At 53.7% G+C, this 12,898-nt stretch carries 11 protein-coding genes; 1 reads left to right on the forward strand and 10 read right to left on the reverse strand.

Features of this window, described 5'->3' with window-relative positions; all coding sequences use genetic code 11:
- Positions 1-27: 27 nt before the first annotated feature.
- The 6 genes from rho to rpoE form a co-directional block, all read right to left on the reverse strand.
- Positions 28-1,320, reverse strand: a complete 1,293-nt coding sequence (rho, locus tag ABC395_RS24435; RefSeq protein WP_009671576.1) for a transcription termination factor Rho — start codon at positions 1,318-1,320, stop codon at positions 28-30.
- Between the two features lie 93 nt (positions 1,321-1,413).
- Entirely contained in the window at positions 1,414-2,673 is a 1,260-nt protein-coding gene (gene murA, locus ABC395_RS24440) for a UDP-N-acetylglucosamine 1-carboxyvinyltransferase (protein ID WP_413006340.1), read from the reverse strand.
- Between the two features lie 346 nt (positions 2,674-3,019).
- The gene (gene fba, locus ABC395_RS24445) at positions 3,020-3,874 is read right to left on the reverse strand and encodes a class II fructose-1,6-bisphosphate aldolase (protein WP_413006341.1); all 855 of its coding nucleotides are present in this window, start codon (positions 3,872-3,874) and stop codon (positions 3,020-3,022) included.
- Positions 3,875-4,031: 157 nt separating this feature from the next.
- Positions 4,032-4,412: a response regulator gene (locus ABC395_RS24450; protein ID WP_103997954.1), complete on the reverse strand. Its 381-nt coding sequence runs from the start codon at positions 4,410-4,412 to the stop codon at positions 4,032-4,034.
- A gap of 160 nt (positions 4,413-4,572) precedes the next feature.
- On the reverse strand, positions 4,573-6,189 hold the full coding sequence (gene pyrG / locus ABC395_RS24455; RefSeq protein WP_103997955.1) for a CTP synthase: 1,617 nt from the start codon (positions 6,187-6,189) through the stop codon (positions 4,573-4,575).
- A 300-nt stretch (positions 6,190-6,489) separates the two neighbouring features.
- The gene (rpoE, locus tag ABC395_RS24460; RefSeq protein WP_413006342.1) at positions 6,490-7,074 is read right to left on the reverse strand and encodes a DNA-directed RNA polymerase subunit delta; all 585 of its coding nucleotides are present in this window, start codon (positions 7,072-7,074) and stop codon (positions 6,490-6,492) included.
- A 370-nt stretch (positions 7,075-7,444) separates the two neighbouring features.
- Between rpoE and ABC395_RS24465 the strand changes: the two genes are divergently transcribed.
- Entirely contained in the window at positions 7,445-8,623 is a 1,179-nt protein-coding gene (locus ABC395_RS24465) for a S8 family peptidase (protein ID WP_413006343.1), read from the forward strand.
- Positions 8,624-8,724: 101 nt separating this feature from the next.
- On the opposite strand, the gene argS is transcribed toward ABC395_RS24465, so the two are convergent.
- The 4 genes from argS to speE all read right to left on the reverse strand — a co-directional run bounded on the left by argS (position 8,725) and on the right by speE (position 12,813).
- Positions 8,725-10,398, reverse strand: coding sequence for an arginine--tRNA ligase (gene argS, locus ABC395_RS24470; RefSeq protein WP_413006344.1), 1,674 nt, complete (start codon positions 10,396-10,398; stop codon positions 8,725-8,727).
- Positions 10,395-10,811 carry a YwiB family protein gene (locus tag ABC395_RS24475; RefSeq protein ID WP_413006345.1) on the reverse strand — a complete coding sequence of 139 codons (417 nt, stop codon included), beginning with the start codon at positions 10,809-10,811 and terminating at the stop codon, positions 10,395-10,397. The genes argS and ABC395_RS24475 overlap by 4 nt, the downstream gene beginning before the upstream one ends.
- A 270-nt stretch (positions 10,812-11,081) precedes the next feature.
- Entirely contained in the window at positions 11,082-11,951 is an 870-nt protein-coding gene (speB, locus tag ABC395_RS24480) for an agmatinase (protein WP_103997960.1), read from the reverse strand.
- Positions 11,952-11,985: 34 nt separating this feature from the next.
- Positions 11,986-12,813, reverse strand: coding sequence for a polyamine aminopropyltransferase (gene speE / locus ABC395_RS24485; RefSeq protein WP_413006346.1), 828 nt, complete (start codon positions 12,811-12,813; stop codon positions 11,986-11,988).
- Between the last annotated feature and the right edge of the window lie 85 nt (positions 12,814-12,898).

The following is a 12,898-nucleotide window of genomic DNA, read 5'->3' on the forward strand; positions in this document are numbered from 1 at the left end:
TGAAGCGAATTTTTCAGCAACCTATATTCAGGAAGCGGAATTTTTCATTTTCCCTTTGCCCAGCGTAACGTTCCCGTTGTTGGTCTCCAGGGAATCCAGGAATTCCTGATTCGTCTTCGTCTCACCCAGTTTCTTGATGAAAGCTTCCGTATATTCATAAGTATCGTTCATGCTCTTGCGCAGTCCCCATACCTTTTCAAGTTCTTCCTTGGTAAGCAGACTTTCTTCGCGGCGCGTACCCGAACGGCGGATATCGATAGCCGGGAATGTACGGCGTTCGGCCAATTTACGGTCCAGATGAAGCTCCATGTTCCCCGTGCCTTTAAATTCTTCATAAATGACGTCATCCATACGCGATCCCGTTTCGACAAGCGCGGTAGCCAGAATCGTCAGGCTGCCGCCTTCTTCGATATTCCGGGCGGCACCGAAGAATCGCTTCGGCCGATGGAATGCGCCGGGATCGATACCCCCGGACAATGTGCGGCCGGACGGCGGAACAACGAGGTTGTAAGCACGAGCCAGTCGGGTAATGCTGTCCAAAAGAATGACGACGTCCTTCTTATGTTCAACGAGACGCTGCGCACGCTCCAAAACCAGTTCCGCTACCTTGATGTGATTTTCGGGCAGCTCATCGAACGTGGAAGCGACCACTTCCCCTTTGACGGAACGCTGCATATCGGTCACTTCTTCCGGACGCTCGTCGATCAGAAGAACAAACAGCTCGATCTCCGGGTAATTCGTGGAAATGCTGTTCGCGATTTCTTTGAGAAGCAGGGTTTTCCCCGCTTTAGGAGGCGCAACGATCAGACCGCGCTGTCCGAGACCGACGGGGGCCATAAGGTCCATGATTCTCGTCGAGAGCTTCTCGGGGGACGTTTCGAGAACGACTTTCGTCTGCGGGTATAGCGGCGTGAGAGCCGGGAAGTGCAGACGCTCGGACGCCGTGTCCGGGCTTTCGCCGTTGACGGCTTCCACGTGCAGAAGTCCGAAATAACGCTCGTTCTCTTTCGGCGGACGGCATTTGCCGGAAACAAGATCTCCCGAGCGAAGATCGAATTTACGGATCTGGGAGGCCGAAATGTAGATATCCTCCGTACTCGGAAGGTAGTTAATGGGACGCAGGAAACCGAAGCCCTCCTGCAGAACCTCCAGAACTCCCTCCATGAACATAAGGCCGCTTTCCGCCGCCTGGGCCCGCAGAATGGAAAAGATCAGCTCTTTTTTCTTAAGCTGCCCATAGTAAGGGATCTGATATTTTTTGGCGAGCTTATAAAGCTCGGTAAGCTTGAGTGCCTCCAACTGCGCGAGGTGCATATCCATTCTATTCAACCACCAAACTAGTAAGTTATTAATTCCACAAAACTAAAAAGCTAGTACCCAGTGTTGCCCTAAGGCCCCTTTCTTATTCCGGGCCTAGTCTTCGCCGTTCTCGCGCCATACTTCCGCGCCAAGTAGAGTCAGGTTGGCAACAAGATTGTCATAACCGCGGTCAATATATTCCACACCTGTAACCTCCGTAACATCGGTCGGCACGGTAAGACCCGCAATAACCAGGGCTGCGCCTGCCCGCAGGTCGCTTGCTTTCACTTTCGCCGCACTTAGCGTACCACCCTCAATGATGGCCGTCCGGCCCTCTACCTTGATCTTGGCCCCCATGCGGACCAGCTCGGGCACATGCTTGAACCGATTGCTGTAGACAAGGTCCGTCAGCATACTCACACCGGTGGTCTGCGTAAGCAGACTCGTCATCGGGGATTGAAGATCCGTCGCAAAGCCGGGATACACCAGCGCTTTTACATCTATACTGTCGTAAAGAGCACGACCCACCACACGGATCGACTCGTCCATTTCATGAATTTCGACGCCCATCTCCTGCAGTTTAGCCGTCATCGCTTCCATGTGTTTCGGAATAATGTTATCTACCGTTACGTCACCGCGCGTTGCCGCCGCGGCAATCATGTAGGTCCCCGCCTGGATGCGGTCAGGGATAATCGAGTGTCGGCAGCCGTGCATCTCGTCTACGCCTTCGATGCGGATCGTTTCGGTTCCGGCACCCTTGATTTTCGCTCCCATGGAGTTGAGGAGTGTTGCCACATCTATAATTTCAGGCTCTTTAGCCGCATTTTCAATTAAAGTGAAGCCTTTGGCACGGGAGGCGGCCAGCATGATGTTGATGGTTGCGCCTACACTGACCATATCCAGATAAATCTTCGCTCCGCGAAGCTGTTTGGCCCGAATATGCAGCGAGCCGTTCTCGTTCGAAATTTCGGCGCCCAGCGCTTCGAACCCTTTGATATGCAAATCAATCGGACGCGGCTCGAAATTGCAGCCGCCCGGCAAACCGATTATAGCCTCGCCGAATCTTCCCAGCATGGCTCCCATAAGATAGTAGGAGGCTCTGAGCTTCTTCACGTTGCCGTTAGGCATCGGCTTGCTCTTCATGGCGCTCGGATCGATGATCATCTGTTCGTTGTTCCATTCGATGGAAGCTCCGAGTTCGCTAAGAATTTCTGTATAGATAGCCACATCGCTGAGGTGCGGCAAATTGTCCAAGGTAACCGTCGATTCGGCAAGTATCGCGGCGGGTATTAAAGCAACGGCACTGTTCTTGGCCCCGCTGATTGTTACTGTCCCTTTGAGCGGACGTCCGCCTGCGATCATTAATTTTTCCATAATGCGTTATCTTCCCCCTGCTTCCGGTAGATAGCTTAGCTGCTTACTACAATTTGTAAAAATAAAAAATGACCTGCAACAACTAGAAGCAGCTCTTGTTTGGCTGCACACAAAAATAGAAGGCCGCCCGCAAATCGGGGCTGGCTTCTGGCTCATACGACAAACTTGTCGTGATCTCAAATCAACTGGAAATCAAAGCGTACATACTAAATAAAACGCAGTTTACGTGCGTTGTCAACTTTTAAGGGAGTATAGGACGTCTGGGATGGATTTGGAACCTAAAATAGAAGAGAGAAATGCATCCGTTAAGATGCATTTCCCGTCTCTTTCTCTATCTGAATCCGTATTAAGCTTGGTTAGCGCTGCCGAACAGGTGAATTTTGGACTTCACGACTTCAACCATCGCTTTGCGTGCTGGGGTGAGGTATTTGCGAGGATCGTATACTTTAGCGTCAGCGCCGAGAACTTCACGGATAGCGGCAGTAGCAGCCACTTGGTTCTCCGTGTTCACGTTGATCTTGCCTGCGCCAGCTTCGATCGCTTTCTTGATCATTTCGTCCGGAACGCCGGATCCGCCGTGAAGAACGACAGGAATCGGGATTGCCTGCGAAACTTTCTCGATGATGTCAAAGTGAATGTTCGGCTCGCCTGCATACATGCCGTGTGCAGTTCCGACCGCGATTGCCACACAATCGACTCCGGTTTCTTCGTAATAACGAATAGCTTCTTCCGGCTTCGCCAGGTTAGCATCCGCTTCGTCTACGGAGATATCATCTTCAACGCCGCCGATCGTTCCAAGCTCGCCTTCAACGGAAACGCCCATTGCATGCGCGGCTTTTACGACTTCTTTGGTCAAGCGTACGTTCTCTTCATAAGAGTAGTGGGATCCGTCGAACATAACAGAGCTGAAGCCGGCACGGATACACTTCATTGCCACTTCAAAAGAGCTGCCGTGGTCGAGGTGAAGGGCGATCGGAAGACCGGACTGCTTGGCAGCCGCTTCCGCGATCGCTACCGTGTACTCGATTCCCATATACTTGAGCGCGCCTTCGCTGACACCGAAAATGAACGGAGAGTTCAGCTCCATAGCCGCTTCTGTAATCGCTTGGGCAAACTCCAGGTTGTTCATGTTGAACTGGCCTACCGCAAACTTGTTTGCCTTAGCCTTAGGTAAAAATTCATTCATTGAAACCAATGGCATGATTTCTTCCTCCTACTGTGTGTGTTGGCTTGATCGTTTTTAAGATGCGCTGCCGCTCTTTTTGTCATACGGTGTTATTATAGCACACTCCCTGACAAAACGTAACCGAGCCTGCCGGTTGACGTGAAAGTTTTCACAAAAAAAGGACCCTTTGCAATCAGGATCCCAGCGGTGTAGTTTCAATGAGCTGCGTATGAACGGCCAGACGCAATTCGTCGATATCGAACGGTTTTGTAAAATGCATGATGGCCCCAAGCTCCGTGGCTTCTTTGATCATATCCAGCTCTCCGTAGGCGGTCATCATGATGACCTTGATGGAGGGGTCGATACTTTTAACGTGTTTCAGAATATCTAAACCGTCCATGCCTGGTATTTTCATATCCAGAAGGACCAGATCGGGAGAATGTGTTTTAACAATCTCCAAGGCAGTTTTGCCGTTAGGGGCTTGATGGGTCTCGTAACCCTCGTTACTGAACACTTCCATAAGAAGCATCCGGATTCCATTCTGATCGTCCACGATTAGGATTTTTTTACTCACGGGAAAGCCTCCTTCCACAAGCTTAAGGCTGAGTTCCGAATATGAACTTTGCAGCCGTACGAACTCGAACTCCCCCCTACTTCGCTATCGACTCGCCGTTTTCCTCCCTCGTTTCCTGGAGAATGTACAAATAAGTAAAAAAAAAGAAAAATCCCGGCTATTACGCCCGGGATTCTTGCTTATAGGTAAAGGCTGCTTTCACGAACTCACGGAAAAGCGGCTGCGGACGGTTCGGACGGGACGTGAATTCCGGATGGAATTGAACGGCCAGGAACCAAGGGTGGTCCGGAAGCTCGACGATTTCGACCAGACGGCCGTCCGGAGAAGTACCGGAGATGCGCAGTCCTGCGGATTCGATTAATTCGCGGTATTCATTGTTAAACTCATACCGGTGACGGTGACGCTCATACACGAGCTCGTCATTGTAGCACTGCATGGCCAGGGAACCTTCCACCAGCTTGCAAGGGTAAAGACCCAGACGCATCGTTCCGCCAAGGTTCTCGATATCCTTCTGCTCAGGCAGCAGGTCGATAACCGGATAAGGCGTGACCGGGTTGATCTCGGAGCTGTTCGCTCCTTCGAGGCTGGCAAGCGCGCGTGCATACTCGATCACCGCTACCTGCATGCCCAGACAGATTCCGAAGAACGGAATTTTCTTCTCGCGCGCATGGCGGATGGCGATAACCTTGCCCTCGATACCGCGGTCTCCGAAGCCGCCCGGAACGAGAATACCGTCCACGCCGCCGAGAAGCTCGTCCACGTTGTGATCGTATACTTCTTCCGCGTTGACCCAGCGGATCTTCACTTCGGCTCCGTTGTCGATGCCGGCATGGCCGAGCGATTCCACGATGCTGAGGTAAGCGTCATGCAGGGCGACATACTTGCCGACGATAGCGATCTCTGTCGTTTCTTTCAAGCCTTTGACGCGCTGGACGAGCTGCTCCCACTCGGTCATGTCCGGCTGCGCCGCGCCGCCGAGCTTCAAGTGATTGACGACGATATCGTCAAGCCCCTGCTCTCTGAGCATCATCGGCACTTCGTACAGGGTTTCGGCGTCCAGGCATTCCACGACCGCTTCCGGATCGGTGTCGCAGAACTGGGCGATCTTGCGCTTCATATCTTCCGTAAGAGCATGCTCCGTACGGCAGACGATGACGTGCGGCTGAATACCGAGGCTGCGCAGTTCTTTCACGCTGTGCTGGGTCGGTTTCGTTTTGACTTCGCCCGCCGCTTTGATGTAAGGAATCAGGGTAACGTGAATGTACATGACATTCTCGCGGCCGATATCGCTCTTGATCTGACGGATCGCTTCGAGGAACGGAAGGCTCTCGATGTCGCCGACGGTTCCGCCGATTTCGGTGATTACCACATCCGAGCCCGCTTCGCGGCCCGCACGGAACACGCGGTCCTTGATTTCATTTGTAATGTGAGGAATAACTTGTACCGTCCCGCCCAGGTATTCCCCTCTGCGCTCTTTGGTAATAACGGAGGAATATACCTTACCCGTCGTTACGTTGGAGTTCTTCGAGAGATTGATGTCAATAAACCGTTCATAGTGACCCAGATCGAGGTCAGTTTCGGCGCCGTCGTCCGTTACGAAAACTTCCCCGTGCTGGTAAGGGCTCATCGTCCCCGGATCGATGTTGATGTAGGGGTCAAACTTCTGGATGGTCACTTTCAGGCCCCGGTTTTTGAGCAAGCGGCCCAGAGAAGCCGCCGTGATGCCTTTACCGAGCGAGGAAACGACACCCCCGGTTACAAAAATATACTTAGTCATCTGAGAACTCCTTTCGAGCATATCTAGATTCTTGGGTGCATAAAGGTTCGCCGTACAAAAGTGGGGGACCGAACGTCTGAGTGCATGCCGCATATGCGGCAGTCCAAGAAAACGGCCGGTCCCTTCTAGGCTTCCACCAAAACCTCCGGGACATCAAATAATGTCCCTGAAAAACAAAAAAAAGTGACACCCGTGGTATACGGGGCACTTTTTATATGGCGTAAATTTGGTCGTTCTTTTTAAAGCCCATGCAATAGTTTACTAAGAACGACATCCTCTGTCAAGAACCGCCACGATGAATTATTTATCCTTCTCGTCGTCGGCCTCGAAATCTTCATCGTCGTCGGAATCGTCGTCGGATTCTTCATCCACTTCTTCGTCGAGTTCGGCGTCTTCCAGTTCTTCATCCAGCTCTTCTTCCTCGAAGAATTCGGTATCTTCCTCTTCCTCTTCTTCCTCTTCTTCTTCGGCGTCATTCTTGTCGAAACCGTCCGCCGTGAAGGTATCGTACTCTTCTTCTTTGTACTCTTCTTCCTCGGAGTACGGATCTTCGTCGAGATCGTCGTCCTCGTCGTTGATGATACGCGGACGCTTGGCGTTGCCTACGGCATCGTCCGATTTCTCGACCGGATACCAGCGCTTCAAGCCCCACAGGTTGGTTCCGACGCAGGCAAAACGGCCATCGATATTAATCTCTGTATATAGTTGGGCAATGACATTCATCGTTTCATCTTCAGCCAAACCTTTGATTTTCGCGATTTCCTGCATCAGGTCGCGGTAATAGAACGGCGTGTTGGCCGCTTTAAGCACCTCAAACGCCAGATCCACCATCGGCATTTCCGCGGCTTTTTCCGGCTTGATTTTCAGTGTGTACGGGCTACTCATTTGTGGCACTTCCCTTCACCGTATTAACAATACTTTAACTACCTTATCCCATTTCATCCTTAAGTAAAACCTATTTTATGTAAAAATGCAACTCCCGCCCGCCTGTCCCCCGAAACAAGAGCAAAAGCGAAGGTTTCCCTCCGCTTCCCGACTGTATCCTGCGGTTACGAACGAATCGCCGATCCGCTCATCCCCGCCCCTTGAAACCGAGAGATGTTTCACCTCTCCCTTTATGGTATGTAGGCAAGAGCACGTTGACACGGCACTGCACCTATTTATTTGGAAAGAGGCCTTATTCTCAGTCGGGCCCCCCGACCTGTACATATAATAAGCCAGAATTGCACCTTCGGTTTATGGGAGGAATGGGGCTGTGGACTCGAAACGATTGCTCATGATGCTGCATGAAGAAATCCAGGCATCGCAGGGGGAGCGCCGGCACATCATTCTTTTCCAGAGCGATCGGGATTACCGGCAGGTCACCGAGCTTATCCGCCTGCACAATGGTACACATTCCGCCTTGTCCTCCGTATACGATCTGAAACTGATCCGGGGGATCTCGTGTCCTATCCGTAACCGTGCGGAACTGATTAAGCACCCTGCCGTTCTCTCTATTGAAGAGGATGCGTCCATAAATATCCAGCTGCGGCCCAGAAAAACCGTGAAAACATCGGAAATCGTCGAAAAGACGTCCGAAGACCCCCAGTTTATTCCTTGGGGCGTCCAGCAGATCAAAGCTCCGGACGTATGGAAAAAGGCCAAAGGGAGCCGCGTCACAATCGGTGTCATCGATACCGGAATCGACTACTATCATCCGGATTTGCAGGCTTCGGTCGCCAGGGGAATCAATCTGCTCAACCGCAGCCAGCCGCCCTATGACGATAACGGGCACGGTACGCATATAGCCGGAACCATCGCCGCCGCGGGCCGGATAGGAATTATGGGAGTGGCCCCCAAAGCCGTCATCCACGCGGTTAAAGCATTCGATATGAACGGAAGCGCGTTCGTCTCGGACATTGTGGCGGGTATCGACTGGTGCGTACGCAACGGCCTGGACATCATCAACATGAGCTTCGGGATGAAAACGTACAGCCGGGCGCTGGAGGAAGCGGTGATCAACGCCTATCAATCCGGCACCATCGTCGTCGCTTCTTCCGGCAATGACGGCAAGGGAGCGGCGATTGACTACCCGGCGCGTTTTCCAAGCGTCTTCTCCGTGGGGGCGACAACCAAGGTCAACAAAGTCGCCCCCTTCAGCAACCGCGGCAAACGCATAGACATTTATGCGCCGGGCGAAAGCATTTATTCATGCTGGCTGCACGGCAAATACAACGAGCTCAGCGGCACCTCGATGGCGACCGCACATGTGAGCGGTGTCATCGCGCTTATGCTGTCGGTGAGGCCGTCCCTGCGGCCGCAGCAGATCAAGCAGATTCTCCGGCGCTGCGCAACGCCGCTCACGAAAGCGAAGCAGCCGGAAGGTACCGATCCTCCCGGCCTTATCCATGCGAGGCGGGCCGTCACCGCCCTGCTCAAAACAAACAAAGCCTGAGCCGCCGAGAGCGTCAGGCTTTGTTTGTTTTGGTATGCCCCGAAGCGGCAAAACAGCTTCGGAGGACGGGCATGCGGCCGCTGCCGGTATGCGGCGGGAGCCTACATCCGGTCCGGAGCGGATACGCCTACGACCGCCAGCACGTTGGCGATGACGGTGCGCAGGGCGCCCAGCAGCGCCAGGCGGGCCTGCGTCTGTTCCGCATCCTCGGTGATCACGCGCTCCGCTCTGTAATAGCTGTGGAACAGCCCCGCCAGATCATATACGTAGCGGATCAGGCGGTGCGGCGCATACAGCTCGGCCGCGACGGCGACTTCCTGCGGAAGCTCGCCGATTTTGCGAAGCAGCTCGTACTCGGCTTCCGTCGACAGCCGGGACAGGTCCACCTGCGCCAGACCGCGCAGCTCCACTCCCTGCTCTTCCGCCTGCCGGAAGATGCTGCAAATCCGTGCGTGTGCATACTGCACATAGAACACGGGATTCTCGTTGGATTTGGAAATCGCCAAATCCATGTCGAAATCAAGATGCGAGTCCATGCTGCGCATCGTGAAGAAATAACGGATGGCGTCGACGCCGACTTCGTCCATCAAGTCTTCCATCGTGACCGCTTTGCCGGTACGCTTGGACATTTTCACTTTCTCGCCGTTCTGGAACAGGCTCACCATCTGGGCGATAAGCACGGTCAGACGGTTCGCGTCGTAGCCGAGCGCCGTCATGGCCGCTTTCATCCGCGGAATATAGCCGTGGTGATCCGCTCCCCAAATATTGATAAGCTCGTCGTAGCCGCGCTGGAACTTATTCCGGTGATAAGCCACGTCCGGCGTCAAATAAGTGAAAGAACCGTCGTTTTTGATCAGAACACGGTCTTTGTCGTCGCCAAGCTCTGTCGTACGCAGCCAGGTCGCCCCTTCCTGCTCGTACACGTAACCGGATTCGCGGAGTTTGCCGAGCACGTCGTCGATCAGGTTATTTTCATAAATGGAAGTCTCGGAGAACCACTCGTCGAACTTGACGCCGAACCGTCCGAGATCCCGCTTGATTTTATCGAGTTCTTTTTTCAGCCCGTACTGGCGGAAGTAAGACAACCGCTCGTCCTGTCCGAGCTTGGTCAGGCGATCGCCTTCTTCGGCTACCAGCTCAGCGGCGAATCCTTTGATATCTTCGCCGTGATAGCCGTCTTCCGGCATTTCGGCATCCTGGCCGAGAGCCTGAAGATAGCGCGCTTCGATGGATTTGGCCAGGTTGTTCACCTGGTTGCCCGCATCGTTGATGTAATATTCACGCGTAACGTTGTATCCGGCAAGAGCCAGCACGTTGCACAAAGCGTCGCCCACAGCCGCTCCGCGGGCATGTCCGAGGTGCAGGGAACCGGTCGGGTTCGCGCTGACGAACTCTACCTGAACCTTGCGTCCTTGTCCCACGTTGACGGCTCCGTAACGGTCCGCCTGTTCCTCCACCTGCGCAAGAATCGGATAGAGGTAGCTCTTGTCCATACGGAAATTGATAAATCCGGGACCCGCGATTTGAACTTCCGCAATCTGGGCTTTTTCTCTGTCGAGCTTCTGGATCAGCTGTTCCGCAATCGCGCGCGGGTTCTGCTTGGCGATCCGGGAAAGCTGCATGGCCAGGTTGGTCGCAAAGTCACCGTGGGCCTTGTCTTTCGGTACTTCCAGCACAATCTCGGGAAGCTCCGAAGCCTGTACGAGTCCCGCTGCGACCGCGGCCTCGCCTATCGTTAGTTTAAGCGTTTCTTTTACCTGCTCGAGCACATTCATCTTACATCCTCCTGAATCGTTAACGATAATGTATATAAACCGGCATGATCCTCACCTACATACAGGTCGTAGCTCCAATCAATGACGCCGATGCCGTCTTGGAGATTCCTGACGTACGTCCGCGTGCGGGTTTCCATGGGGATTGAGCCCTCGGGCATCCGGTACCAGCCTGTCCGGGAATGACCCGCGACAAACGTCTGCTCCGATCCGATCTGCCCTTTTCTCGTAATCTTGAGTTCTTCGGGACCCGCTTTTACCATCGTTGAAGTGCTGCCCATTTCTTCGGATGTCTCCTGATAGAGGACATATACTTTCCCCTCCCGGATGTACAGCTCTCCGCGGGCTTCCTGCATGATCGACTCTTGTCCGGCCCTGCTTGTTATGCGGATGCGGACGTTTTTCTTGTTGGACATGATCCGAACGCTCCGTTCTTTCTTGACTGTGCCCGGCCGCTTCCGGGAATTTACCGGCCTTAAACCGTCTTCCCGCCCGTACGGCTTGGCAAAAAGCAAAGTTAGCTCTAAGTGTATAGTATCATACGGGTATTTTCAATGGATCATTGCAGCCGCGGCCAAAAGCCTTTATTCGCCGGCACCGCCAGTGTTAACCAAGATGAGTAAAAATCCCCCAGGCACAAGACCTGGAGGATGGGATTACGAATCGTATATGGTTAAGGTTAAAAATTATTTCACCAGTCCCAGCAAAATCTCGCGGATCAGCTTGGCCGCCACGATCTGCGTCTGTTCGGACGGATCGTAAACCGGGGCCACTTCAACCACGTCGGCTCCGACGATATTCAGCTCGGAACCGGCGATAGCGTGAACGGCCGCAAGCAGTTCCTTGCTGGTGATGCCGCCCGCTTCGGCCGTGCCTGTACCCGGTGCCGCGGACGGATCGAGCACGTCGATGTCGATCGTCAGGTAAACCGGGCGGCCCGCAAGCTCCGGAAGCACCTTCTTGAGAGGCTCCAGAACTTCGAACGGGTACAAGTTCAGGTTCTTGCGCGCGTACTCGAACTCTTCACGCATACCGGAACGGATTCCGAACTGGTACACGTTCTTGCCGCCGATAAGCTCGGCCGCCTTGCGGATCGGCGTCGAGTGGGACAGCGGCTCGCCTTCGTACTGCTCGCGAAGGTCGGCATGCGCGTCGATGTGAATGAGCGCAAGGTCGGGATACTTCGCGTACACTTCCCGGATGACCGGCCACGACACAAGGTGCTCGCCGCCCATTCCGAGCGGGAATTTGCCGTCGCTAAGAAGGCCGCGGACGTATTCACCGATGATGTCGAGGCTGCGTCCGGCGTTGCCGAAAGGCAGCATCAGGTCGCCGGCGTCGAAGTACTTCACTTCGTCAAGGCTTTTATCGAGATACGGGCTGTATTCTTCCAGCCCGATGGAAACTTCACGGATGCGGGCGGGGCCGAAACGGGAACCCGGACGGAAGCTGACCGTGTAGTCCATGGGCATTCCGTAAAGTACGGCGCGGGAGGACGCGTAGTCCTCGGAGGCGGCGATAAAAATGTTGCCGGAGTAAGCTTGGTCTAAACGCATGGGGTCATCGCACCTTTCTGTTCGAAAACGGTCCTTATTTTACGAGATCTTCAACGAATTTTGGCAGGGCAAACGCGGCCTTGTGAAGGCGCGGCGTGTAATATTTCGTTTCGAATTCGGGAATCGAAGCTTCCTCGACTTGAAGCGGATCGTATGTTTTGCTGCCCATGGTGAATGTCCAGAGACCGCTCGGGTAAGTCGGAATGTTCGCGCCGTAAACACGGACGATCGGGAAGATCTCACGAACGTCGCGGTTAACCGTTTTGATCAGGTCCGCTTTGAACCACGGGTTGTCCGTCTGAGCCACGAAAATGCCGTCTTCCTTAAGCGCATCGTAGATGCCCTGGTAGAAGCCTTTCGAGAACAGTTCCACGGCCGGTCCGACAGGCTCGGTGGAATCCACCATGATCACGTCGTATGTATTTTTATGATCGTGGATATGCATGTATCCGTCGTTGACGATTACTTCGACACGAGGATTGTCCAGCTCGCCGGCAATCTCGGGAAGGTATTTCTTCGAATACTCGATTACTTTACCGTCGATTTCAACGAGAACGGCTTTCTCCACTTTCGGGTGCTTGAGCACTTCACGGATAACGCCTCCGTCACCGCCGCCTACCACAAGAACGTTCTTAGGGTTCGGGTGGGTAACCAGAGCGGGATGCGCAACCATTTCATGATAAACGAACTCGTCTCTTACGGTCGTCATGACCATGCCGTCCAGAACGAGCATCCGGCCCCATTCGGCCGTATCGATCATGGCCAGATCCTGAAAATCGGTTTTCTCGGTCACCAGCGTTTCTTTAATCTTGGCGGTGATGCCGAAGTCTTCCGTCTGTTTCTCGGTATACCAAAGTTCCATATTCCCAGCCTCTTTTCTTAAGTCTAGTGATGTAAGGAGTGCATGCGGACAAGCCCCGAAATGAGACCGACCGCTCCATAATTTC

Source organism: Paenibacillus canaveralius (assembly GCF_047238265.1).
GTDB lineage: Bacteria > Bacillota > Bacilli > Paenibacillales > NBRC-103111 > Paenibacillus_F.